Source organism: Aeromonas sp. TS_SC_11 (assembly GCF_057318915.1).
The window spans coordinates 710,054-734,347 of sequence record NZ_CM170470.1 but is presented as its reverse complement, the minus strand read 5'-3'; the positions used below and the strand labels follow the sequence as shown (position 1 = coordinate 734,347).

17 protein-coding genes are annotated in these 24,294 nt (G+C 59.6%); 10 read left to right on the top strand and 7 right to left on the bottom strand.

Going from position 1 to position 24,294, the window contains the following annotated elements:
* Window positions 1-197 precede the first annotated feature (197 nt).
* The 5 genes from recC (at window position 198) to AC1P02_RS03375 (ending at window position 11,406) form a co-directional block, all read left to right on the top strand.
* The gene (gene recC, locus AC1P02_RS03395; protein ID WP_485184091.1) at window positions 198-3,602 is read left to right on the top strand and encodes an exodeoxyribonuclease V subunit gamma; all 3,405 of its coding nucleotides are present in this window, start codon (window positions 198-200) and stop codon (window positions 3,600-3,602) included.
* Window positions 3,602-7,222 (top strand): exodeoxyribonuclease V subunit beta, encoded by a 3,621-nt coding sequence (recB, locus tag AC1P02_RS03390; RefSeq protein ID WP_485184089.1) that lies wholly within the window; start codon window positions 3,602-3,604, stop codon window positions 7,220-7,222. Before recC ends, recB begins: the two co-directional genes overlap by 1 nt.
* Window positions 7,219-9,294, top strand: a complete 2,076-nt coding sequence (gene recD / locus AC1P02_RS03385; protein WP_485184087.1) for an exodeoxyribonuclease V subunit alpha — start codon at window positions 7,219-7,221, stop codon at window positions 9,292-9,294. Before recB ends, recD begins: the two co-directional genes overlap by 4 nt.
* 39 nt (window positions 9,295-9,333) lie before the next feature.
* Complete coding sequence (locus AC1P02_RS03380; protein WP_339022264.1) at window positions 9,334-10,332, top strand: 5'-nucleotidase; 999 nt, start codon at window positions 9,334-9,336, stop codon at window positions 10,330-10,332.
* Between the two features lie 300 nt (window positions 10,333-10,632).
* Window positions 10,633-11,406, top strand: coding sequence for a tetratricopeptide repeat protein (locus AC1P02_RS03375; protein ID WP_485184085.1), 774 nt, complete (start codon window positions 10,633-10,635; stop codon window positions 11,404-11,406).
* A 250-nt stretch (window positions 11,407-11,656) separates the two neighbouring features.
* Here AC1P02_RS03375 and AC1P02_RS03370 read toward each other — a convergent pair whose 3' ends face one another.
* Entirely contained in the window at window positions 11,657-12,055 is a 399-nt protein-coding gene (locus tag AC1P02_RS03370; RefSeq protein WP_485184084.1) for a VOC family protein, read from the bottom strand.
* A 57-nt stretch (window positions 12,056-12,112) separates the two neighbouring features.
* Here AC1P02_RS03370 and AC1P02_RS03365 point away from each other — a divergent pair, with 57 nt between their 5' ends.
* Window positions 12,113-13,150: a helix-turn-helix transcriptional regulator gene (locus AC1P02_RS03365; protein ID WP_485184082.1), complete on the top strand. Its 1,038-nt coding sequence runs from the start codon at window positions 12,113-12,115 to the stop codon at window positions 13,148-13,150.
* Between the two features lie 232 nt (window positions 13,151-13,382).
* Here AC1P02_RS03365 and AC1P02_RS03360 read toward each other — a convergent pair whose 3' ends face one another.
* The 3 genes from AC1P02_RS03360 to glnK all read right to left on the bottom strand — a co-directional run bounded on the left by AC1P02_RS03360 (window position 13,383) and on the right by glnK (window position 16,224).
* Window positions 13,383-14,015, bottom strand: a complete 633-nt coding sequence (locus AC1P02_RS03360; protein ID WP_005316583.1) for a porin family protein — start codon at window positions 14,013-14,015, stop codon at window positions 13,383-13,385.
* A gap of 603 nt (window positions 14,016-14,618) precedes the next feature.
* Complete coding sequence (locus tag AC1P02_RS03355; protein WP_011899195.1) at window positions 14,619-15,860, bottom strand: ammonium transporter; 1,242 nt, start codon at window positions 15,858-15,860, stop codon at window positions 14,619-14,621.
* 25 nt (window positions 15,861-15,885) lie between these two features.
* Complete coding sequence (gene glnK, locus AC1P02_RS03350) at window positions 15,886-16,224, bottom strand: P-II family nitrogen regulator (protein ID WP_005316576.1); 339 nt, start codon at window positions 16,222-16,224, stop codon at window positions 15,886-15,888.
* Window positions 16,225-16,722: 498 nt separating this feature from the next.
* Between glnK and AC1P02_RS03345 the strand changes: the two genes are divergently transcribed.
* Together AC1P02_RS03345 and AC1P02_RS03340 are read left to right on the top strand one after the other, a co-directional pair.
* Window positions 16,723-17,724: a sensor domain-containing diguanylate cyclase gene (locus AC1P02_RS03345; RefSeq protein WP_059169370.1), complete on the top strand. Its 1,002-nt coding sequence runs from the start codon at window positions 16,723-16,725 to the stop codon at window positions 17,722-17,724.
* Between the two features lie 168 nt (window positions 17,725-17,892).
* Window positions 17,893-18,312: a hypothetical protein gene (locus tag AC1P02_RS03340; RefSeq protein WP_058395785.1), complete on the top strand. Its 420-nt coding sequence runs from the start codon at window positions 17,893-17,895 to the stop codon at window positions 18,310-18,312.
* A 62-nt stretch (window positions 18,313-18,374) separates the two neighbouring features.
* On the opposite strand, the gene AC1P02_RS03335 is transcribed toward AC1P02_RS03340, so the two are convergent.
* The 3 genes from AC1P02_RS03335 to AC1P02_RS03325 all read right to left on the bottom strand — a co-directional run bounded on the left by AC1P02_RS03335 (window position 18,375) and on the right by AC1P02_RS03325 (window position 21,647).
* A complete protein-coding gene (locus tag AC1P02_RS03335) occupies window positions 18,375-20,369 on the bottom strand; it encodes a methyl-accepting chemotaxis protein (protein ID WP_485184078.1) in 1,995 nt (664 codons plus the stop codon).
* Between the two features lie 226 nt (window positions 20,370-20,595).
* A complete protein-coding gene (locus AC1P02_RS03330) occupies window positions 20,596-20,946 on the bottom strand; it encodes a hypothetical protein (protein ID WP_005316566.1) in 351 nt (116 codons plus the stop codon).
* A 374-nt stretch (window positions 20,947-21,320) separates the two neighbouring features.
* A complete protein-coding gene (locus AC1P02_RS03325) occupies window positions 21,321-21,647 on the bottom strand; it encodes a hypothetical protein (protein WP_081100767.1) in 327 nt (108 codons plus the stop codon).
* 465 nt (window positions 21,648-22,112) lie between these two features.
* Between AC1P02_RS03325 and AC1P02_RS03320 the strand changes: the two genes are divergently transcribed.
* Window positions 22,113-22,835 carry a response regulator gene (locus AC1P02_RS03320; RefSeq protein ID WP_005316557.1) on the top strand — a complete coding sequence of 241 codons (723 nt, stop codon included), beginning with the start codon at window positions 22,113-22,115 and terminating at the stop codon, window positions 22,833-22,835.
* Window positions 22,836-22,845: 10 nt separating this feature from the next.
* On the top strand, window positions 22,846-24,231 hold the full coding sequence (locus tag AC1P02_RS03315) for an ATP-binding protein (RefSeq protein ID WP_011899191.1): 1,386 nt from the start codon (window positions 22,846-22,848) through the stop codon (window positions 24,229-24,231).
* The last annotated feature ends 63 nt before the right edge of the window (window positions 24,232-24,294 follow it).

The window sequence follows — 24,294 nt, the reverse complement described above, 5'->3', positions numbered from 1 at the left end:
TGCAACTGCACCGGCTTTTTTGTGCCCGGGACAAATGTGCGACCGCCCGCATATTCTGCCGCCGGCGTCATCAGGGGCAACAAGCGCCTTTTGCATCTTCCCCCTCGATCCCTGACAATCTCATTTCGTGTGAAGTGACGGGAATCGCTCATCTTTTTCCGTGCTCACCCCCTCGTTTGAATTGGCGGGAGTCGTCCATGTTTACCCTTTACCACTCCAATCAGCTGGATCTGCTCAAGGAGCTGCTGGTCAACCACATCCGGCAGGCACCTCTCGCTCACCCCTTCGAGCAGGAACAGATCCTGGTGCAGAGTCCTGGCATGGCCCAGTGGCTCAAGCTGGAACTGGCCAAGGCATTCGGCATCGCCGCCAATATCGAATTTCCGCTTCCCGCCAGCTTTATCTGGGAGATGTTCACCCGGGTGCTGGCGGATGTGCCGCGCCAGAGCCCCTACAACAAGGGCGCCATGAGCTGGCAGCTGATGACCATTTTGCCCGCCCTGCTGGATCGTCCCGCCTTCGCATCGCTCGCCGCCTATCTGGGCGGTGGGGATGAGCAAGATCCTGCCGGGGATCCCGAACAGGTTCGACTGTGGCAGCTCTGCCAGAAGGTGGCGGATCTGTTCGACCAGTATCTGGTTTACCGGCCTGACTGGATCGCTCGCTGGGAAGAGGGGGAAGGGCTGGTCGGAACAGGGAGCCAGGATCTGGCCGGAGTGAGTGGTCAGGATTGGCAGCCCGAACTGTGGCGCGAGCTGGTGGCCCGCACCCTGGCACTGAGCCCCAGCGGCTACCACAGAGCCAACCTCTACGAGGAGTTTATTCACGAGCTGCAACGCACCCGTGATCTGCCGGGCAAGCTGCCCCAGCGGGTCTTCGTGTTCGGCATCTCGGCGTTGCCGCCGCGCTATGTGGAAGCACTGCTGGCCCTTGGCAGCCGACCCGAGGTGGAGGTGCATCTGTTCGTCACCAATCCCTGCCGCTACTACTGGGGGGATCTGCTCGATCGCAAAACCCTGGCGCGTCTGGAGAACAAGCTCAAACCGGGCACGGACCTAGACACCCTGCAGGGGCCCGCCAACCCGCTGCTCGCCTCCATGGGCAAGCTGGGGCGCGACTACCTGCATCAGCTGATGGAGCTGGAGGTGCCGCAAATCGAGGCCTTCGTCGATATCGACGAGGTGGACGCCAGTGGCAATGTCAGGCTGCTGCGCGCCATCCAGAAGGATGTGCTGGAGCTGAGTTCGCGGGGCGAGGGCCAGTTCGATCTCGACAGCAGCCACCACAAGAGCCCGATCGATCCGGCAGATGGATCCTTGCAGATCCACGCCTGTCACGGCCCGATGCGGGAACTCGAAGTGTTGCACGACCGGTTGCTGGCGCTGTTCGAGCGGGACCCGTCCCTCACCCCGAAAGACGTTGTGGTGATGATGCCGGACGTGAACAGCTATGGCCCCTACATTCAGGCCGTGTTTGGGGCGCGGGGCCAGATCCCCTTCGCGGTATCGGACAGAGCCGCCAGCCAGGAGAGCCCGCTGCTGCAAAGCTTCCTCGCCCTGTTGCACCTGCCGAGCGCCCGCTTCGGCGCCGGCGAGCTGCTCGCCATTCTCGAGGTGCCCGCCGTGCTGCGCCGCTTCGAGCTGGATGACGACGAGTTCAACCAGTTGCGGGTCTGGGTGCAGGAGACCGGCATCCGCTGGGGGCTGGACGACGGCTACCCCGTGCGGTTCGATCTGCCGCCCATGTCCGGCAACAGCTGGCTGTTCGGCCTGCGCCGCATGTTGCTGGGCTTTGCCATGGGGGATGGGGAGCCGGTGGCGGGCATGTCGTTCTGCACCGATCATGGTGCAGGGCAGCAGGGCGCTGTGGCCAGCATATTGCCCTATGCCGAGATCGAAGGTCAGCAGGGCCTGGCCCTTGGCAAGCTGGCCTGGTTTGTCGACTCCCTGGCGGAGTTTCTGCCCCGTTTGCAGCGTGAGCAGAGCCTGCCCGAGTGGTCAGCCTGCCTCCTTGATTTGCTGGATCGCTTCTATCTGGCCGACGAGGAAGAAGAGCGCCTGCTGCAACTGATCCGCAGCCAGCTGGCCGACTGGCAGACCCAGCTCGGCGAGGCCCGCTTCGATCAACCCATCACCGCCGACCTGCTGCAAGATTACCTCGGCAAGGTATTGGGGGAGTCCCGCTCCAGCCAGCGCTTCCTCGCCGGTCAGGTCAACTTCTGTACCCTGATGCCGATGCGTTCCATCCCCTTCAAGCAGGTCTGCCTGCTCGGCATGAACGACGGCGTCTACCCGCGTACTCTCGCTCCCATGGGGTTCGATCTGATGGCGGTGGCGTCGCGACGCGGGGATCGCTCGCGCCGCGATGATGACCGCTACCTGTTCCTGGAGGCGCTGCTCAGCGCCCAGCAGGGGCTCTATATCAGCTATCAGGGCTTCAGCGCCCAGGACAACAGCGACAAGGTGCCGTCCGTCTTGCTGGCGGAGCTGATCGACTATGTACGCCAGGGCTTTGTGCTGGCGGGGGATGAGAGTCTCGACGACGAGGCCTCCGGCGAGCGGCTGCTCAAGCACCTGGTGGTCGAGCACCCGCTCACCCCCTACAGCCGCAGCTACTTCTATCCGGAAGCAGAGTCCCGCCTCTTTACCTATGCCGCCGACTGGCTGCCCGCCCTTAACCCGATGCGTGGTGCCGCCAACTTCCAGAGCGGCGAGCTGCCATTGCCGCCCGAATGGGGGAGAGAGCAGGGGCTGGAGCTGGCGGAGCTGCTGCGCTTCTATCGCCAGCCCGCCAAGTATTTCCTCAACCGCCGCCTCAAGGTGTGGTTTGAACTCAACGAAGCCAATATCGAAGACAGCGAGCCATTCGAGCTGGACGGTCTGCAGCACTATCAGCTCAAGGCCCTGCTGCTCGATTCCCATCTGGCCCAGGGGGACAGCGCAATACGGCGTGAGCGGCTGCAGCTCACCGGCCTGCTGCCCCAAGGCTGGTTCGGCAGCCTGCTGCTGGACGATCTGGACGCCGAGATGGGCAAGCTGGCGGAGCGCCTGCGCCCCTGGGTCAGTGAAAAACAGGCGGTGGAGATCGATATCTCCCTGGCCCAGGGCCAGCTGCAAGGGTGGGTTGACACCCAGAAGGGGCGCTTGCTGGTGGTGAAACCCGGCAGCTTCAACGGCAAGGATCTGCTGCTGGGCTGGATCCAGCACCTCTGCCTCTGCCTGAGCTGTGCCCCCGGTGACACCCTGCTGTTCGATGCCAAACAGAGTCTGCGGCTGCCCAAGCTCTCGGCCGACGAGGCGCGCCCCAGACTGGCTGCGCTGGCGGCGCTCTGGGCGCAGGGGATGAAGCGGCCGCTGCCATTTTTCCCCAACACGGCCTGGGATTGGCTCAAGGCGATGGAGAAGGAGCCCGACAAACCGGATACCGCCGACAAGGCGGCCCTCACCCGTTTCAACGGCGGCTGGATGATGACCGGTGAGGGGCAGGATGTTTATGTTGCCCGCTGTTTCCCCGAACTGGACGAAACCGTGCTGAGCCAGTTGCAGGCGCTGGCCCGCGAGCACCTGACCCCGTTGCTCAAGACCCTGGAGGAGCTGAAATAATGGCTAACCCGCTCAATACCCTGCGCTTTCCCCTCCACGGTGAACGACTGATCGAAGCCTCTGCCGGTACCGGCAAGACCTACACCATAGCCGGTCTCTACCTGCGCCTGCTGCTGGGTCACGGCCCGCTTATCGAAGAGGGGGCGGATGCCGGTCAGCCCAGCGCCCACGAACGGCCACTCTCTGTGACCGAGATCCTGGTGGTGACCTTTACCGAGGCGGCCACCGCCGAGCTGCGCGGGCGGATCCGCGCCCGCATCCACGAGGCGCGCCTCGCGTTTTTGCGTGGTGAGAGCAAGGATGTGCTGCTGACCCAGCTGCTTGAAGAGGTGGAGGATCACGAACTGGCGGCCCGTCGCCTGCTGGCCGCCGAACGGCAGATGGACGAGGCGGCTGTCTTTACCATCCACGGCTTCTGCCAGCGGATGCTCACGCAGAATGCCTTCGAGTCGGGCGCCCTCTTTGAAACCGAATTTCTCACCGATGACAGCCAGCTCAGGCTGCAGGCGGTGAGCGACTACTGGCGCGCCGAGTTCTATCCGGTGGATAAAACCCTCGCCAGCTCGGTGCGCGCGCTCTGGCCGAGCCCCGCCGCCCTGCTGCGGGAGATGAGCAGCTGGCTCGACAACAGCGAGCTGGAGATACTGCCTGCGCTGGGGGATGAGACCCTTGCCGCTCGTCATCAGGCGGCCATGGCCCGTATCGAGGCGGTGAAAAATGGCTGGCTGGCGCAAGGGGACGAGATACGCCGCCAGACAGAGGGGCAAATCAAGCTCTATACCGGCAAGAACTACGAAGGCTGGCTCGCCAAGATCGGGGAGTGGGCACAGGATCCGACCAGCGGTTATAGCCTGCCCAAGGATCTAGAGCGTTTCGGCCAGGAAACATTGGAGGCCAAGCTGAGCAAGGGGAAGGCGTTACCAACCCTGCCGCTGTTCAGCGAGATCGACGAACTGCTGGCGAGCCGCCCCGGTATTCGGGATCTGATCCTGCAACGGGCAGCCAGGGTGGTGCGCAGCCGGATGCAGGCCAGCAAGCGGCAGGCCCATCAGCTCTCGTTCGATGACCTGCTCAAGGATCTCGACGGGGCGCTTGGTTCGGGCCTTGGCGAACGGCTGTGTGAGCGCATTCGCGCCACCTATCGGGTGGCGATGATCGATGAATTTCAGGATACCGACCCCCAGCAGTACCGCATCTTCCATCGCCTCTACGGCGGTCACAAAGACACGGCGCTCTTGATGATCGGTGACCCCAAACAGGCCATTTACGGTTTTCGCGGCGCCGACATCTTTACCTACATTCAGGCGCGGCGAAATGTGAGCGCCCACTACACCCTGGGGCGCAACTGGCGCTCCAGCAGTGCGTTGGTGGGCGCGGTCAACGGCCTGTTCGAGCGGGCCAAAGATCCCTTTATCTACGAAGCGGATATCCCCTTCCTGCCGGTGGAGGCGCAGGGCAAGAGCAAGGCGCTTGTTCTCGATGGCACCATCGCACCTGTGCTCCATTGTTGGCAGCTGGCGGGTCAGCCCACCTTCAATCGGGGGGATTACCAGAGCAAGATGGCGCGCGCTACCGCCGCCGAGATCCACCGTCTGCTGACCCTGGCCCGTGAGGGCAAGGCGCAGATAGGCGATCAGGCGGTGAAGGCCGGAGATATCGCCGTGCTGGTGCGTACCGGTGCCGAGGGCAAGCTGGTGCAGCAGGAGCTGGCGAGGCTCGCCATCGCCTCCGTCTATCTGTCGAACCGCGAGAGCGTGCTGGAGCAGGTGGAGGCGCGGGAGATTTTGCTGATTTTGCACGCCTGCCAGAACCCGAGCGAAGAGCGCAGCCTGCGGGCGGCGCTCGCCACCGGGTTGTTCGATCTCGACGCCAAAGCGCTCGATGCGCTGGCCTCGGACGAGCGGGCGTGGGAGAGCGCGGTGCAGGAGTTTATGGAGTACCGCAAGATCTGGCATCGCCGCGGCGTGCTGGCCATGTTGCGGGCCCTGCTGCACCGGCGCAATCTCGCCTCCTCCCTGCTGGCGAGCCCCTATGGGGAGCGGCGGCTGACCAACTTCCTTCATCTGGCTGAGCTGCTGCAACAGGTGAGCAGCGAGCTGGACGGGGAATATGCCCTGCTGCGCTGGCTGGGGGAGGCGGTGAGCCGCCCGAGCGGCCAGGATGCGGAACAGGTACTGCGGCTCGAATCCGAGCGCAAATTGGTGCAGATAGTCACCATCCACAAATCCAAGGGGCTGGAGTACCCGCTGGTCTTCCTGCCCTTCATCTGCAGCCACAGAACCGCCGAGACCCCGCTCTACCACGAATCTGGAGAGGGGGAGAACCGTACCATCCTCGATCTGACCGGTGCCGAGGGATCCTTGGCTGAAGCGGACAAAGAGCGCCTCGCCGAAGACTTGCGACTGCTCTACGTGGCGCTGACCCGAGGCGTCTACGCCACCTGGCTGGGGCTGGCACCGGTGCGGGCCGGTAACGGCAAGTCGGAGAAGACAGACCTGCACCACACCGCCATCGGCTATCTGCTGCAAAAGGGCGAAGAGGGGGATGCCGATACCCTGGCGACCGCTTTGACCGAGCTGTCGCAGGCGCTGCCCGGTGTGGCTGTCGGTGAGCCCTCGCTCACCCGTCCAGCCCCGCTGCCAGTGGAGCAGGAGCAGCTTGGCGAGCCGCAGGTGCGCCGCTTTACCGGTTCCCTCGAACGGGATTGGTGGATCAGCTCCTACTCCGGGCTGGCGGCGCAGGGCCACGGCCACAGCAAGGGTGTCTTGGCCAATCCCGGCTTCGATGACGAGGTAGCCACAGAGTCGGCGAGCGCGGCTGCCTTGCTGGCCGAGTCGGGGGAGGTGGCAGCGCCTGAGCCCTCCATCTTCACCTTCCCGAAGGGGGCACGCCCCGGCACCCTGCTCCACAGTCTGTTCGAAACCATCGATTTTCAGAGCGCCGGTGGCGAGTCGCTGTCACACCATATCGCTGCCCTGCTGGCGCAGGATGGCTTCGACGAGGACTGGGCGCCCGTGCTGCAACAGCAGGTGGAGGCGGTACTCGATACCGAATTGCCAGTTGAACATGGCGAGCCGGTGCGGCTGCGGGATCTGGCGCCCGAGCGCAAACAGGTGGAGCTGGAGTTCTTCCTGCCCATGGGGCGGGTGACGGCACCGGCGCTGACCGCGCTCTGCCAGCAGCACGACCCGCTGTCGCGGGGCAACAAGCCGCTGAGCTTTGCCACAGTGCAGGGGATGCTCAAGGGCTTTATCGATCTGGTGTTCGAGTGGCAGGGGCGCTGGTATCTGCTCGACTACAAATCAAACCACCTAGGCATGAGCCCCGCCGATTACAGCCGACCGGCGCTGGAGCGGGCCATGTGTGATCATCGCTACGACCTGCAATACCAGCTCTACTCGCTAGCGTTGCACCGGCTGCTCGTCCTGCGCCTGCCGGGTTACGACTTCGAGCAGCACTTTGGCGGTGTCTTCTATCTGTTCCTGCGCGGCATGCCGCAGGGGGGCATTTTCCATACCCGCCCGAGCCATGAACTGGTACTGGGGCTGGATCGGTTGTTTAGCGAAGGCAGTGAGTCGCCAGCAGCGGGATCCCACTCATTGAACGAGGTAGAGGCATGAGCGACACCATGATCAGCACGGCGACCAGCGCCATCATGATCGAACGGTTGAAAGCACTGGCGCTGACGGGGCGCATTCGCCAGCTGGATCTGCAATTTGCCAAGCTGGTGGCCGATCTGGGCGGCAGCCCCGAGCTGGTGCTGGGGGCTGCGCTCACCTGCTTCGAGCTGGGGCGCGGCCATGTCTGTTTGCCGCTGGAGATGCTGGCAGCAGGATCCTTGCGGCCGTTCGGGCTGGATCCCCAGCAGAGCCGGGATCTGCTGTTGGATCTGGCGGATCCTGCCCGCTGGCCCGCCCTGTTTGCGGAGAGTCCCTTGGTTGGCACCGAGCAAGATGACGGGGTCGCCCCGCGCTGGCCGCTGCGGCTCTGGCACGGGCGGCTCTACCTCACCCGTTATCACGATTTTGAACTGGGGGTGGCCCGCCATCTGCGCGCGTTAAGTGAGCGCGCCGAATGGCCGGAGATAGCCCCGGCCCTGTCGCGGCTGTTTGCCCGCGACTACGGGCTGGTGTTCGGGGCGCTGCTCAAGGCCCGCCTCGCCCCCGATTTTTCGGCCCGCCACTTTATCGAGAAGTATCTGGATCTGGTGTTCCCGAGCGAGGTGGATTGGCCCGCCATCGAAGGTCTGCTCGCCAGCGCCCAGGCGGCGAGTGATCTTGGCAAGCTGGATGCGCTGGTGCCCGAGGCGCTCTGCTGCAACGGCCAGAAGCTGGCGGCGGCCACCGCGGCGGCGCGCCCCTTTGCGGTGATCTCCGGTGGCCCCGGCACCGGCAAGACCACGACTGTGGCGAAGCTCTTGGCCATTCTGGTGGAGACCGGCCTGCAAGCAGGCAAGGCACCGGCGATCCGGCTGGTGGCCCCCACCGGCAAGGCGGCGGCGCGTCTCACCGAAAGTATCGGCTCTGCCCTGCAGGCGCTGGATCTGCCCCCCGAGTGGGTCGAAGCCATCCCGACCGAAGCGGGCACTTTGCACCGGCTGCTCGGTGTGATCCCAGGGCGCAGCCAGTTCCGTCACCACGCGGGCAACCCGCTGCATCTCGACTTGCTGGTGGTGGATGAGGCCTCCATGGTCGACCTGCCGATGATGGCACGCCTGCTCGATGCGCTGCCCAGCCACGCTCGCCTGATCCTGCTCGGCGACAAGGATCAGCTCGCCTCGGTGGAGGCTGGGGCCGTGCTCGGCGATATCTGCAGCTTTATCGAACAGGGCATCAGCCCGGCGCAGGCGGATTGGCTCTCCCGCCAGACCGGCTACCGCTTGCAGGGCACGCCCGCCGGTGCCCCGGTGCGCGACAGCCTCTGTTTGCTTGCCAAGAGCTGGCGCTTTGATCAGCACTCCGGCATCGGCCAGCTGGCGCGGGCCTGCAACAGCGGCGATGCCACAGCGGTGGAATCAGTCTGGGGTATGGGTTTTACCGATATCAGCCTGCACCCCTGGGCGGGGGAGGCCTACGACGCCCTGATTGCCCAGGGGGTGGCCGGTTACGGCGCTTATCTCAAGGCGGCCCATGCGGGGGAGGCTCCCACGACCGTATTCAAGGCATTCAACAGCTTCCAGATCCTCTGTGCCCTGCGCGATGGCCCGTTCGGGGTGCTGGGGCTCAACGAGCGGCTGGAACTGGCCCTGTCTCGGGCCGGGCTGATCACCCGCGATGGCGACTGGTATGCCGGTCGCCCTGTGATGGTGGTGCGCAACGACCACGGGGTCGGCCTCTACAACGGCGATATGGGGCTCTGCCTGCCCGATGAAAGCGGGCGGTTAAAGGTATGGTTTGAGCAGCCGGACGGCACCCTGCGCGCCCTGTTGCCCAGCCGTCTGCCGCCCCACGAGACTGTCTACGCCATGACCATCCATAAATCCCAGGGCTCGGAGTTTGCTCATACAGTGCTGGTGCTGCCCGACAGCCCCAGCCCGCTGTTGACCCGCGAGCTGGTCTATACCGGCATCACCCGCGCCAAGGCGAAACTCGATCTCTACGGCGATCGCGCCCTGCTGGCACCGGCTGTGCGGAAAAAGACCGAGCGTTATTCCGGACTGGCGGAGAGGTTGGGGAATAGCAACCATGAATGATGAGCAATAATCTTTATCTGACTGAAACAGGGATATGTTATGGCATTAGATTTAAGTAGAACGCTAGTTGTTGGGATATCTGCCACCGCACTATTTGATATGAGTGAATCAGATCAAATATTTAGGGAGATGTTTGATACTGATCGTGATGTCGCGATTGACCGTTATCGTGACTACATGTTGGCCCATGAGGATCTGCCACTATCTCCGGGTACAGGGTTTCCTCTAGTTCAAGCATTGCTTGCTCTAAACGCTCATCTTGAAGCTGGTGAAAAATCTCCTTTAGTTGAAGTTGTAGTTATGTCGAGGAATAGTCCAGAGACTGGCCTCAGAGTATTAAATACGATCCGGCATATGAAGTTGGATATCACTCGCTCAGCATTCACAGCGGGAGAGTCTGTAGTTGACTACTTAGATGCGTTTGATGTCGATTTGTTTCTGACAACAAATGTTAGCGATGCTCAACAAGTCATTGATTCAAGGCAGTGTGCTGCCGCTATTGTAAAATTACCTCCAAAAGAAGCTGCGCAAATACCTGAGGGACAAGTAAGAATTGCATTTGATGGCGATGCTGTATTGTTTTCTGACGAGAGCGAATTGGTATATAAAACGAAAGGGATGGCCGCTTTTCATGCAAGAGAAGATGCTTTACAAGATGTACCTATGTCAGATGGACCTTATGCTAACTTACTGAGAAAACTCGCCGTGTTACGTAAACGCCTCCCGATGAAGATTGAATATTCCCCGCTGCGGGTTGCTATCGTCACCGCACGTAATAGCCCCTCTGAAATGCGAGTTATTAAGACTTTGAGAAGTTGGGGGATTTATGTAGATGAAGCATTTTTCCTAGGCGGAGTAGGAAAGGCAAAAGTGTTGAAAGCATTCAAGCCACACATTTTCTTTGATGATCAAGATGTCCATCTTGAGGCCGCATCAAGTATTGTTCCATCAGGAAAAGTTCCATATATGAGTAGTTCACCACTAGGTGTTCAACCTGTAGCCCCTGATAGCTCTTTAGGTTCGATTAGTGAGACGTAATTTTACTTACCTGAAATAACCATATTATATTTCATATAAATATTTCTGATTATGTATATCCCCCTCTCCCTTTTGGAGAGGGCAGGGTGAGGTGAGCGGGTTATCACAATGTAGCACCTTAGGTTTGCAATGAACTAAGTGAATTGTACCACCAATGTGTTGTTGCCAAATTGGTGCAATATGCGCTATCTAATGCACCCTACATAATAGTCTATAACAGCATCGCCCTGCTGGTAATGGCGCCAGGAAAAGTACAGGGCAGGAATCTAGATTGGCAAAGGAATTGAGGGGCGAACAATAGTGAATCGTATAAATTTTAAATCAATTCTAATGGTTCTGACTGTCTATGTTAGTGCACCTTTCTTTGCTGAGGCAGCAGAGTCTGGTGATGATGTTGAAAAAGAAATGTGTGCTAAACTGCCTGCCATTATTAAAAAAGGCAATGAGTCATACAGAGCAGGGGAATATGCCAAAGCAAGAGGTTATTTCACTGAGCAAGTTTCACTAAGTGAGGGCTGTGGATATGCCTATGGCAAACCAGATAAAGCTTCGACTATTACTGCGTATAACAATGTTGCACTTTCTTATATAAAAGAAGGGGATAAGTTGAAGGCTCTGGCATGGTTGTCATTAGCCCCGAACGATAAAAAATCTAAATTCAACTATGGTTTGCTTAAAAATATGCCTTCCTCTGTCGGAGAGGATATGGTGGGAGCTTATTGGGGGTATGCTGGTTTAGGAGGCTGGAATGTAGCTTCTGTAGAAAAACAGGGTGATGGCTACTTGGTGTCCTTGAACCTGCTCTACTTTGGGCTAAGGGGGATGGCCTATGGTCCTAATATAGGTGATATATCTCAGGTCGTGACCATGACGGATGGTAAAGGATTTATAACGCTGACCGGTGAAGAGGGGAATTGTGAAATCTCCATAAAATTTAGTGACAAAGATAATGGCATTCTGAAAGTTGATACAAATCCTGATAAAAATGAGTGTGGGTTTGGGCACAACGTATATGCGTATGGGGATTTCATTAGAGTGTCGGATAAACCTACGCCATTTGATATCGGTTACTGAGGTAGGGTGACAAATATTTTATGCTGGTTTTCGCTTTCCTGGCAAAAAGATGATTAGTTAAGCGGGTTGTGAGCGGGGATGTTGAAGTTCAACATTGACCACATGCTTTCTTTTTTCTTCCCCTTCATCCCCAGCCCTTCTCCTCCTTTTGATACAAGCGGGAGAAGGGTGCAATGTCGTTACCGCGGTCCGATTGCGCTTCGCTAGTCGAACCTACGGAGAGGGGCAGGGTGAGGGACCAATCAAGGGGCTAAACAGTCAGCTCCAGCCGGTTGCCTTCCGGGTCGAGGAAGGTGCTCTCGTAATAGCCGTCGCCGGTCCAGCGGGGGCCGTCCAGGTGTTTGACCTCGGCGCCCTTGAGCAGTTTGAGGCGGGCGGTCATCTTGTCCACCTCCTCCACGCTGCCGAGGGAGAAGGCGAGATGGGCCAGCCCCTGCAGTGGGTGCGGCAGACTGGGATCTGCCGGAAACAGTATGGGAGTGTGCATCAGCTCCAGGCTGGCGCCCCCCTCAAAGCGCACGAAGTAGGAGCTGAACTGTTTGCTCGGGTTGTGATAGCGCTCATTGGCCTGACCGCCAAACAGGGTGCAGTAGAATGCCTTGAGCGCCTCCAGATCCTGTGCCCAGATGGCGACGTGATGTATGTGCATGGCCTGTCTCCTTTGAGTTAATTCCCTCCATGCTATGCTGGGCCTTGAATGTTCGACATGGCTGAGCCCGTCCTGATGATGTCTGAAACTGCCAATCCTGAAGTCATTGATGTCTCCCCCGACTGCCGCGAGCAGATCTGCTGTGACAGTCTGTTGCCCGCCCTTGCACAGGAGCAGGTGTGGCTGGCGGGCTGCTCATGTCTGCGTACCCACTACAGGATCGAGCGTTGCTTTGAGGACGTGCACTGTTTTCTGCTCACCCTGGGGGGCGAGGGGGAGGTGTTGATTGGCGATCGTCTTGAGCGGCTGCAAGTCGGGGAGTGGGCCCTGATCCCGGCGGGCCAGCCGCTCTACTATCAGCTACCAGAGACGCTATTACCGGAGAGGCAGTTGCCAGCGCTGGAGCCACAACCGGCGGCGAGTGGCGACTGGGATCTGGTGTGGCTGCTGCTGCACAAGGATTCCCCCTGGGATGCCTTCGCCAGCCACCACAGGCTGGGATGTACCTCCCAGCAGGGAACCCTGCTTCGCACTATCGAGAACCTCTATGCGGAGCAGGAACGCCACCAGGACCCGCTGCTCAGCGCGCTGCTGGTAGAACAGCTCGGTTTTTATCTGCGCCGCCTGCTGCAAAAGGGAGAAGGGCAGAGCCGCGGCGAGCGGCAGGCCCTGCGTCTCGAGTTGATGCTCAAAGAATCCCTGACCGAGTGCTGGGATATAGGGCGGATGGCAGACGCCCTGCACCTCTCCGAGCGCCAGCTCTATCGTCTCTGTCAGCAGCACTTTGCATTGGCCCCCATGGCCTTGCTGCAACGGCTGCGCTTGCAACGAGCCGCTCTCTTGCTGGCCAGCGGCGGCGACTCGGTGAAACAGGTGGCCCAGTTGTGCGGCTTCAAGAACGAGTATCACTTTTCCACCGCCTTCAAGCGCCAGCAGGGCCTGGCTCCCAGCCATTATCGCAATCTGCACCATCCCGCATTTAAAGCCGGATCTGCACGGAGAGGCGGCACTGAGTCGATAGAATCAGCGGCGCACAGACCTGATCGAAAAATAGCGAAACAGGCGTTGCCTGGCACCATTTGGCGCAGCAACTGAGCTATATTGCCCCGCCCCAATGGGATGCCAAAACATGGGTGAAGCATGGGGGGAATAAGCAGGGCGAATATCTGTTCGGATCAGGTAACAAAGCCATTTCCGGATTCGGGATATAGATCGTCAAATAACCTGAATGGCGGATTTAACTTATATTCTTGCGGATGGAAACAGGGAGAGAAGATCCATTGGCGGGAAAAGCAGGGGGAGATCTCCCCCTGAGGAACAAGATAACTTAGAAGTGGTAACGAAGACCCAGCTTGAACGTATCCATTGAGTGGTGGTCGTCACCCAGTGTCAGGGCGCTGAATTGACGCTCATAGCCGATACCGGCAGAGATGCTGCTGTTGAAGGCATAGTCGAAACCGACTTCCAAATTGGGATGAACCCGGCCTTTCGCTTCGTCGATGCGACCCTGCTCGTTCACTCCCAGCGCAGGTATGCTGCCGTTGCCAATCACTTCGACTTCGGTGCGGGTATAGGCGAGGCCAGGTTTGGCGTAGGCAGAGAAGCCATATGCCAGCGGTTGACTGAACTTGGCGGCCAGGCTGATGCTGCGGGTGTCTATGGTGGTATCAACAAAGCCGGTGGCCACTGAACTGGTGATCCACATCAGCTGGCTCATCTGCTGGGCATGCAGACCGCCTTCGATGGCCAGCCAGGGTTTGAAGCTGTAACCCACGATCAGGCTACCGCCATCGAGACGATCGTCCATCAATTTGGCGTCATACGCTTGCTGCGCCATGCCATCCAGATCTGCCTTGGAGGTGATCAGGTCCAGCCCTGCATACCAGCCTTCTGCACAGGCGGCAGTGCTGATACCCAGACCGAGCAGGGAGAAAACGAGCGCTTTATTGAAGGTATTCATGGATAAATTATTCCTGTATGCGTGAACTCTGCGTGGTTGAAATACCTCTATCCATGAAGTTTATTTATATTCCCTTTATCCTCCATTGCTGGAGGGCCGCGGATTATAGTCAGTGCATTCAGCAATAACAACCCATTGTCGTTATGGGTTGTTATATTATGGAAAATAATGGTAGAGCATCATGCTCAATAAATGACTCGTTTAGAGTTTTAGCTTTATTTATATAAATAAAAACAAGGCAGGCTGGCAAGATATAATGGCAGGGGCGAATTTTAATGGCACAAATCTGATTTTATTGAATATTTTCCTTCATCTGTCGGTAATGACACTTTGATCGTTGGTTTGTTTATTGTGCGGATGTAAACAGAGGCCATCATGGGCATGATGGCGGTTATTCGTTCAATCCCACTGAGTTCCTCAAGCCCGATAAACAGCGCACCTTTGCCCTGTGTTGAACACATTTTTGCCATTGGCCTCACTGGGGCATGACGAGGGTGCATGGCACTGTGCACCCAGGATATTCACACAGCACCCGTTTTTGGCAATAAAAAACAGGGCCGGAGGTTTGCCTCCGGCCCTGTTGCATTGTGCTTGTTCAGTCGGTCAGATGCTGGATTTGACGGTGACGAACTCGGGGTAGGCATCGATACCGCATTCGTGCACGTCGACTCCCATCATCTCTTCCTCTTCGCTGACCCGCAGCCCCATGGTGGCCTTGAGCAGGCCCCAGACGATGAGGGAGGCACCAAACACCCAGCCGAAGATGACGGCCGCACCCAGCAGCTGGGCCGAGAAGGTGGCGCTCTCGTTGGAGAGGGGCACTACCATCAGGCCGAACAGGCCGCAGACACCGTGTACCGAGATGGCACCGACCGGATCATCAATCTTCAGGCGATCGAAGGCGACGATGGCGTAGACCACCAGGGCGCCGGCCAGGGCACCGATCAGGCTGGCGAACAGCGGGCTGGGGGAGGCTGGATCGGCCGTGATGGCAACCAGGCCGCCGAGAGCGCCGTTGAGGATCATGGTGAGATCCGCCTTGCCCCAGGTGAGCTTGCTGACCAGCAGGGCGCCGACCACACCGGCTGCCGCTGCGGCATTGGTGTTGACGAACACTGTGCCGATGGCGGTGGCGTCGGCAGCGGTGGAGAGCACCAGCTGAGAGCCACCGTTGAAGCCGAACCAGCCCATCCAGAGGATCAGGGTACCCAGGGTTGCCAGCGGCAGGTTGGAACCCGGAATGGGGTAGATCTCACCCTGTTTGCCATATTTGCCGCGGCGGGCACCGAGCAGCAGCACGGCGGCGAGGGCAGCGGCGGCACCGGCCAGATGCACTATGCCTGAGCCTGCGAAGTCGGAGAAACCGGCCTCTTTGAGGAAGCCGCCACCCCAGGTCCAGTACCCTTCCATCGGGTAGATGACGCCCGTCATCACCACGCAGAACAGCAGGAAGGACCAGAGTTTCATCCGCTCGGCCACGGCCCCCGAGACGATGGAGGTAGCGGTCGCCACGAACACCACCTGGAAGAAGAAGTCGGAGTGCAGGGAGTGACCGGCATCGTCAGCCTGGGTGCCGATCAGGCTGCCAAAGCTTGGCAACCAGCCACCGGCGGCGTTGTCCACGTACATGATGTTGTAGCCAACCAGCAGGAACATGATGCAGGCAATGGCATAGAGCAGAATATTCTTGGTCAGGATCTCAGTGGTGTTCTTGGCGCGTACCAGCCCGGCTTCGAGCATGGAAAAACCGGCGGCCATCCACATGACCAGCACGCCGGATATCAGCAGATAGAAGGTATCGAGCGCATAGCGCAGCTCTGAAACGGACTTGATCAACTCTTCCATGTTGTGTTCCTCGGTTCCTGTTGTATCAAAGGGCTTCTGCGTCAGTCTCGCCGGTGCGGATCCGCACGGCAGCCTGCAGGTCATAGACGAAAATCTTGCCGTCACCGATCTTGCCGGTGTAGGCGGCCTTGCATATGGCTTCGATGATGTGCTCGACGTTGTCGGCCAGGGTGGCGATCTCCAGCTTTACCTTGGGCAGGAAATCGACCTGGTATTCGGCTCCGCGATAGAGTTCGGTGTGCCCCTTCTGGCGACCGAAGCCCTTGACCTCGGAGACGGTCAGCCCCTCGACGCCGAGACTGGCGATGGCTTCGCGAACGTCATCCAGTTTGAATGGCTTGATAATGGCGGTGATCAGTTTCATGCAGCTTCCCCAATCCTTTGGTGGTTGACCCTGATCAAAGCAATTAATGAGCCAAAAGTATTAGTGTTTATTTTCAATGTCTTAAGTCTATCTCTGGCCCATGTGGCGTGATGTTTACCCAATCTGGACAGAGCCGCGCCAAAGCAGTGCCCCTCATTGGTGCAATTATCGCCACCTACTGACACGCAGCCGCAGGAGGGCATCCCTGGCTCGGTTGGATGAGTTCCCTGTCGACTGGGTGTGCATGGCTCATGGTCTTGCCTGCGTCATCCCGGATTTATAACCGGACAGACGCAATAACCTGAACCACACTGGTTGCAGCTGTTGTTCATACGAACCTGATTTCTGCCGATAATATGGCCAATAGCAGGGCAGGTCTGGGCGGGCAAAGAGCGGCGGGCAAGCTGCCGGGTGATAGTTCCCCCTCCGCTGTTTATTCAACAATCGGGCTTGAGCATCCTCGCCATTGTGCGGGGCAGAAGAACAAGGATGGTCTCTATGCTGCAAGAGAGTGACACGATCAGGATCTCGGACGTCAGTGAAGCCGTAGTGCACGGCATTCTGGAGGTGGTCAGCGACGGGATCTGGGACTGGAATGCCAACACCGGCTTCGTTTATCGCAACCCTGGCTGGTATCTGATGCTGGGCTATGAGCCCCACTCCCTTGGCAACAACGTTTTCACCTGGGAGGGGGTGATCCACCCCGACGACATTGCGCGGGTAATGGCCTGTTTCGATGCCTATCTGAGTGGTTCAGCGCCCGACTATCGGGTCGAGTACCGCTGCCGCTGTCAGGATGGCAGCTACATCTGGATCGAGGATTGCGGCCATATCATAGCGCGCAATCCGGATGGTTCAGTGGCGCGCATGATAGGCGCCCACCGTAATATCCATGCTCGCAAGTTGCTCTATGAACAGCTTGAGTCACGCAACCATTCACTGGAGCAACTGATCGCCAAACGCACGGCCGAGCTGGTGCAGCTCAATGCGACCTTGCAGCAAAAAGCGGAAGAGAACCGCCAGCTGGCAGAAACCGATGCCCTGACCGGCGCCGCCAGCCGTTATCGGCTCGAGCGGGATATCCAGATGGAGTGCGAACGGGCCAAGCGCTTTCATCAGCCGTTCTCGGTGATCGCCATGGACGTGGATGACTTCAAGCAGATCAATGACAGCCATGGCCACGCTGCCGGGGATCAAACCCTGATCAACATAGTGGCGCGGGTGCAAAGCCATATTCGCGAGATTGACCTGCTGGCCCGCTGGGGTGGGGACGAGTTCATGGTGGTGCTGCCCAATACCGCTCTTGCTGATGCCTGGCGGGTGGCCGACAAGCTGAGGGAGCTGATCGCCCAGTCACGGGTTTGCGAGCAGCTCGATATCACCCTGAGTTTCGGGCTGGCGGAATACCGGCTGAATGAGCCCCTGAGCCAGCTGATGGTACGGGTGGATCGTGCACTTTATCAGGCCAAGCTGGCTGGCAAGAACCAGATCTGTGAATAGATGAGAAGGGCCTGCAAGGGGCTGTTTTCACCGGTTGCCCGGGCGCGACCGGTTGTCGGATTTCTCTCATTTACCCCCCGAATGCGTATTGACCGCGCGATTGCCTTGACTCCTGTTGAGGGCGCTGGTTTGATGCGCGCTCTTTAATCCCCCATGAGACATGAATCGATGAAAAAGAGCATCCTGATTGCCCTGACTGCACTGCCCCTGTTTGCCCACGCCGGTCTGATGGACTCCCTGACCGATACAGTGACCAGCAGTGTCACCAGCAGTGCCAAAGAGATGGCAGGTACCGCTATGGACAGCGCCTCCAACGAAGCGATCAAGAGAGCGCTGGACATCAAGGAAGGCGGCTCCAACAAGCAAGCCATCAAGGACAAGCTGGGCGCGCCCGTCACTACCAAGACCGAAGCCGGTCTGGAAGTGTGGACCTATGACCTGAGCGCCCTGAACAAGGTATCTCCCATGCTGGCAGAGACCTCCAAGACTTTGTTCAAGGATGCCGAAGCCGCTCAGAAGAACGTCGTCATCAAGTTCGAAGGCGAAACCGTCAAGACCCTGAACCTGGCCGACAAAGCCAAGGCTTGAGTCTGAGTGACGTGCATGAAAAAGGGGCCTGATGGCCCCTTTTTGCTGGCTGACGTTCATGATCACACCTTGAAGCGACGCACCAGGGCCAGCAACTGGCGGTTGGAGCTGAGCAGCGACTCGGCGCTCTGCTCCGTGTTGTGGCCATTTTCTACCAGCAGGTTGAGCATGTCGCGGATGCTCACCATGTTGCGGTTGATCTCCTCAGTCACCCGGCTCTGCTCCTCGGCGGCGGTGGCGATCTGGCTGCTGAGATCGTGGATCTGCACCACTGAATCGGCCATGCTGTCGAGCCCCCCAGTCACCTGCCCAGTGGTATCTGCCGCGGCCTGACAGCTGCGTTTGGTCTGCTCCATGGCGACGACGGCGTCGGCCACCCCCTGAGTGAGGCGCGACAGCATGCTGCCCACCTCGGCGGTGCTCTTCTGGGTACGGGCCGCCAGGGCTCGCACTTCGTCAGCCACCACAGCGAAACCGCGGCCCTGCTCACCGGCCCGTGCCGCTTCGATGGCGGCATTGAGCGCCAGCAAGTTGGTCTGGGCGGCGATGCCACCTATCACCCCGAGCACGCTGCCAATCTGCTTGGCATCTTCCTGCATCTCCAGCACCTTGGCGGCGGCGAGATCCACTTCGTCGATCAGGGCCACTACGCTGGCGGAGGCCGATCCCACTACCTTGCGTGAATTGGCGGCCTGGCCGTTGGCGGCTTCGGTGAAGCTGGCCGAGTCGCTGGCGTGTTGTGCCACGCTGTCGGCGGTGGAGCTGAGCTCGGTGAGGGCGGTGACCACCTGATCCGTCTCGGCGGCATGTTCACCCAGGATCCGTCTTGCCTGACCCGTCTGCTGATCGAGCTGCGCCAGTTCGCGGGTGATGAGGTCGGTGGCATCAGTCACCTGCACCATCATCTGCTGCAAATAGGCGATGAAGCGGTTCACCGACAGGGCGATGTGATCCAGCTCGTCATTCCCCTTCACCTGGATACGGGCGGTCAGGTCGGCATCGCCGGCAGAGAGGGCGTCGATATTCTGTTTGAGGGTCTGCAAGCGGCTGCCGAGCTGAGTGATGGCCAGCAGCATCAGCACGAACAGCAGCCCGACCAGGGGCAGCTGGATGGCGGCCAGTGTGGTGAGCACGTCCTGGCTGTCCTGGGTCAGGGTGCTGGTTGGCAGGGCGGTGGCCAGCAACCAGGGAGTCCCCTCTATGGCCTGCAGCAGCAATGTCTGTTCCTGCCCCTGATCCTGGAAAGTGGTGCGCAACAGCCCTGTACCCCGGCTCTGGCCGAGCAGGCTGGCGATGGCACCGGCGAAGGGGTAATCGGCGTGAGCCGAGAGGTTGCCCAGCACAACATCCCCGTTCAGACGGGCATTCTTGCTCAGGATCTTGCCGTCAGCCTCGATGATCATCACCTGGCCCCCGATCTCCTGCTCTTTCCTGGCCACCAGATCGTTGAAGAAACCCAGGGTCACATCTATGGTCGATACCCCGAACAGGGCGCCGTTGCGATAGATCCCCATGGCGCAGTTGGTTCTCGGCTGCTGGCTGGCACCGTCCTTGTAGGCCGCCGCCCAGACGCACATGCCCTGGGGAGCCTGTTGCCCCGCCTTGTGCCAGGGCTGTTCGAAGTAGTTGGGGGCCTCGGCCGAGTTCCAGTAGGTGTTGGGGATCAGCTTGTTGGCCGCATCCCTGTGAAAGAAGGTGCTGAACTTGGCGCGTCCCGCTTCCCGTTGATCCGGCAGCGGCCAGATGCCGCCGCCAAACACCATGGCATTACCATATTGATCGATCAGCGCAGGCAGCAGGGCATCAATTTGCTCGCTTGGCAGCTGGGCGACCAGCTGGGTGATGCTGCGGGACTGGCTCTGTACGCCGTTGAGCTCATCGAGGATGTCGGTGGCGATCTCGCTGACCCGCAGCGCCACATTCTGCTCACCGGCCTTTTGCAGCGCCGGCTTGATCCAGATCTGGATGCCGATGACCGTCAGGGCGCACACCAGCACCATGAATCCCACGAAGACGGCTGTATATCGTCCCTTGATTGTTCCCAGACTCCACCCCATAACGACTCCTGTCTGTTGTTGGCACTGTCTTGCGTGACCTTGTTGTTTGAGTCGCCATTATTAGCCATTTCGAACATAAAACGTTTGTTATCGCTCACAGAACCCGGAGCAGAAGATAAGGGAAATGACGGCTCGACGGGGTGATCCCCCTGCCATGAGCCAGTGCGCGGGAAAGTGGAAAAAAGAAAGGGTGGCCGAGGCCACCCTTGTACTGATTGCGATGCGCTTACTGGTGCGCTTCGGCAAACTGCTTCATCGCGTCGGCGTGCTTGGTCATGCCGTCGGCGCGCAGGTTCAGGTTCTTCACGAATTCGGCTTTCTTGGCCGGGTCTTCGATCCTGTCATAACGTTGCTGCAGGTTGGCCTGGATCTGCTCCGGAGTCATGTTTTGCATGCGGGCCATTTTGTCGTGGCGGCCACCGTGGTGCTTGCCACCTTTCATGCCGCTGCCATCCATGGGGCAATTGGTCATGGCGCCGGCCTGGGTAGTGGCAACGGCTTCGCTGGCGGCATAGGCGCCGAGCGGCAGGCCAAGGATCAGGGTGGCGGTCAGCAGAGTTTTGGTCAGAGTCTTCATGGTATATCTCCTTGCGGATTGAGTTCGGATTCGGCTTGCTCGCCTTGACCTCAAGTAAACACCAGACCGGTGTCTGAACTTTGCCAGTTGAAGCCTATTTTGTAGCAGAGTGTGACATCGGGATCTTGTATTTCACCTTGCTGAAGACAGTAGCGAAAACAGGGGGCTACCCATAGAAGAGTGGCTGCCTCCCGGTTAAATTTGTCTGCTCATCGGATCAGGGAAATAAGTGATAGTGGCGGGCAAAAATATATTCAGTGCCGGTATGAGCCAATAAAAATACCCCACCGGATGCAGTCTCTGGCGGGGTATTTCTATGTCACCGGTCAGGCAACATCATCATCGTGAGAAAACCACAGGGTGAATAGGTTGGTTCAGCGCTGGCGGCCGCTGCCAACGCTGTAAGGCATGCGATAGCTGTCGCTGTCACCGTCCAGGCTGAGGGTGAGATTGCCCTGGGCTCTCATCGGCAGACGGACCTGCTGCATCCCTTTCAGCTCGGCGGGCACCTGCTTGAGCAGATCACCGGAGGCGTTGCGGATCATCAGGGTCGGGTTGGCGCTGCTGCTGCTGGCGTTATCGTGCCAGTTGACGAACAGCAGGCCGGGGGCTGCGCTGACGTCGGCCGGAATGGCCGCTTGTGCCATGCCGATGTGGGCCAGTCCGGCCAGTGCAAACAGGGTCAGGGTCTTTTTAATCATCATTGTCTCCTTGGTGTGGCTCGCCGAAGGATGCCGGCGTTGTGTGTCATGGTGTCAGGCGCCGCCCGAACCGGGCGCAGTCTGCATCATGGGGAAGGGAAGTGTGTCTCGTCGGGTGCAGGGAGGCTGACCGCCGTGATGCCATCGCCATCCGAAGGGGGCTCCGGGGTCAGGCGGTCTGTCTTTGCAGGTTGGTGCGATTTGGCCGCCGCTCTGGCAAGGGCCTCACTGGCGGCATAAGCCAGCATGAAGGGCGTGGTGAGGGCGAGCATGGCCTGTCTCCTGCAATGAGCGAATATGGACGAGTTGGTGTGCCCCCAGTAAACCTTCGCCTTGTGTCTCAACTTTGCCGAGTGACCGCTTTTTTGTAGCAGAGTGTGGCATCTTGCTGATCTGGCACACTTTGACACAAACCGCCCGACAGATTTTCGTATACTCGTGCCAGCTCTAACAGGAGAGGCTCTCATGAACCAAAGCAGCACCCACATTCTGGTCGTCGACGATCACAGCGAGATCCGCGATCTGCTGAAACGCTTCCTGGAGCAGCATGGCCTGCGGGTCAGCTGTGCCCGGGATGGCAAGGAGATGAAGCGGTTGCTGGAAGAGCGGGAGTTCGATCTGCTGGTGCTGGACCTGATGATGCCGGGGGAGGATGGCCTGACCCTGTGCCGGGAGCTGAGGGCGAAATCCTGCATGCCCATCATAATGCTCACCGCCATGGGAGAGGAGACGGACCGCATCATAGGGCTGGAGATGGGCGCCGATGACTATCTTGCCAAGCCGTTCAACCCGCGGGAGTTGCTGGCTCGCATCAAAGCGGTGATGCGCCGCACCAACGTCGAGCCGCAGCCCGCCCCCGAGACCCTGACCCGGGATCTGCGCTTCGATCGCTGGCTGCTCGACATCAACCGGCGGGAGCTGGTGGATGAAGAGGGCGTGGGGCTGAGCCTCTCTACCGCCGAATTCGACTTGTTGCGGGTGTTTCTGGAGCGTCCCCAGCGGGTGCTGAGTCGGGATCAACTGCTGGATCTGGCCCGTGGCCGGGAGGCTGTCGCCTTCGATCGGGCCATCGATACCCTGGTGAGCCGGCTGCGCCGCAAGCTGGAGCGGGATCCCAAGAACCCCGAACTTATCAAGACCATCTGGGGTGGCGGTTACCTGTTCGCCGCCGATGTGACCCAGGTGTGACCTCGTGGCCATGATAAAGCGATTGTGTTCCCGCCTCTGGCCCAAGGGGCTCACCGGCCAGATCATACTGGTGGCGCTGGCCGGGTTGGTGTTGATCCAGCTGCTCAGCATCCAGATCTACCGTTCGGATCGGGAGGAGGCGCTCGGCTACATCAACAGCCGCAATGCCATGCAGCGCATCGTCTCTGTGGCGCGTCTGCTGGCCCTGTCCCCCCCCTCGCTCTACGACGAAATTCTCAAGGCGAGCCGCAGCGATACCCTGCTGCTGCGCCTCTCCGACGAGCCGCTGCAACCGGAGAATCGCAGCCCCCGCTTCGAGCAGCAGGTGCGTTCGCGGCTGGGCTATCCGCCGTCACTGATGGTGGAGATCAGTGCCGAGCTGAAGCAGGATGCCCAGCGCAGCCGCGCCTGGAAACACCACTCCCGCATGCTCAAGGATCGCAAGGGGATGCCGCCACCGCAGGACATGCGGCTGTATGGCTCCATCCAGTTGCCGCGCGGGGGCTGGCTGCAGTTCAGCTCTCTGGTGGACAAGGAGTCGTCGAGCTGGTCCTGGCAGACCACCTTCAACCTGATGCTGGTAGCTAGCATGGTGATAGGCCTGATGATCTGGCTGTTTCGCCGGGCGACCCGGCCGCTCAAACAGCTGGCCGCCAACGCCGACCGGCTGGGGCGTGGCGAGGATATAGAGCCGCTCCACGAAGAGGGGCCGACCGAGATCCGTGAATCCATCCAGGCGTTCAACCGCATGCATACCCGGCTCGACCGCTTCGTGCAGGACAGAACCCGGATGCTGGCGGCCATTTCCCATGACTTGCGCACCCCCATCACCAGTTTGCGGCTAAGAACCGAGTTTCTGGCCGAGGGAGAAGACAAGGAACGCATTCAGCAGACCCTGCAACAGATGGAGCAGATGCTGGCGGCCACCTTGAGCTTTGCCCGGGAAGAGGGGCAGCAGGAGGCGACCAGGGAGCTGGATCTGGTCAGTCTGCTGGAGAGTCTGTGTGACGATTATGCCGATACCGGTCAGCCGGTGACTTGCCTCGTGGAGGGAAAGCAGGTCTATGCCTGCCGCGCCAATACCTTGCGGCGGGTGCTGCAAAACCTCATCGGCAATGCCATCAAGTACGCCGGCAGTGCCGAGGTATCGCTGGAGCGCACCGAGAGTGAGCTGTTGATCCGGGTCTGCGATCAGGGGCCTGGCATAGATCCTGAACGGCTGGAAGATGTGTTCAAGCCGTTCGTGCGGCTCGATGAGGCGCGCAATATCGAATCCGGTAGCGTTGGGCTGGGGCTTTCCATCGCTCGCACCCTGGTACATCAGCATGGGGGCGAGCTCACGCTGCACAACCGGGAGCAGGGAGGGCTGGAAGCCAGGATCAGCCTGCCCCTGTAACTGTGTCGAGTCTGTATGAGGAGGGCGCCCAGGTGGCGCCCTACTTGGTTTATTTTGCTGCTA

Coding starts and splice junctions, on each gene's coding strand:
- recC (WP_485184091.1), top strand. CDS start 198: ATGTTTACCCTTTACCACTCCAATCAGCTGGATCTGCTCAAGGAGCTG.
- recB (WP_485184089.1), top strand. CDS start 3,602: ATGGCTAACCCGCTCAATACCCTGCGCTTTCCCCTCCACGGTGAACGA.
- recD (WP_485184087.1), top strand. CDS start 7,219: ATGAGCGACACCATGATCAGCACGGCGACCAGCGCCATCATGATCGAA.
- AC1P02_RS03380 (WP_339022264.1), top strand. CDS start 9,334: ATGGCATTAGATTTAAGTAGAACGCTAGTTGTTGGGATATCTGCCACC.
- AC1P02_RS03370 (WP_485184084.1), bottom strand. CDS start 12,055: ATGCACATACATCACGTCGCCATCTGGGCACAGGATCTGGAGGCGCTC.
- AC1P02_RS03365 (WP_485184082.1), top strand. CDS start 12,113: ATGGCTGAGCCCGTCCTGATGATGTCTGAAACTGCCAATCCTGAAGTC.
- AC1P02_RS03360 (WP_005316583.1), bottom strand. CDS start 14,015: ATGAATACCTTCAATAAAGCGCTCGTTTTCTCCCTGCTCGGTCTGGGT.
- AC1P02_RS03355 (WP_011899195.1), bottom strand. CDS start 15,860: ATGGAAGAGTTGATCAAGTCCGTTTCAGAGCTGCGCTATGCGCTCGAT.
- glnK (WP_005316576.1), bottom strand. CDS start 16,224: ATGAAACTGATCACCGCCATTATCAAGCCATTCAAACTGGATGACGTT.
- AC1P02_RS03345 (WP_059169370.1), top strand. CDS start 16,723: ATGCTGCAAGAGAGTGACACGATCAGGATCTCGGACGTCAGTGAAGCC.
- AC1P02_RS03340 (WP_058395785.1), top strand. CDS start 17,893: ATGAAAAAGAGCATCCTGATTGCCCTGACTGCACTGCCCCTGTTTGCC.
- AC1P02_RS03335 (WP_485184078.1), bottom strand. CDS start 20,369: ATGGGGTGGAGTCTGGGAACAATCAAGGGACGATATACAGCCGTCTTC.
- AC1P02_RS03330 (WP_005316566.1), bottom strand. CDS start 20,946: ATGAAGACTCTGACCAAAACTCTGCTGACCGCCACCCTGATCCTTGGC.
- AC1P02_RS03325 (WP_081100767.1), bottom strand. CDS start 21,647: ATGATTAAAAAGACCCTGACCCTGTTTGCACTGGCCGGACTGGCCCAC.
- AC1P02_RS03320 (WP_005316557.1), top strand. CDS start 22,113: ATGAACCAAAGCAGCACCCACATTCTGGTCGTCGACGATCACAGCGAG.
- AC1P02_RS03315 (WP_011899191.1), top strand. CDS start 22,846: ATGATAAAGCGATTGTGTTCCCGCCTCTGGCCCAAGGGGCTCACCGGC.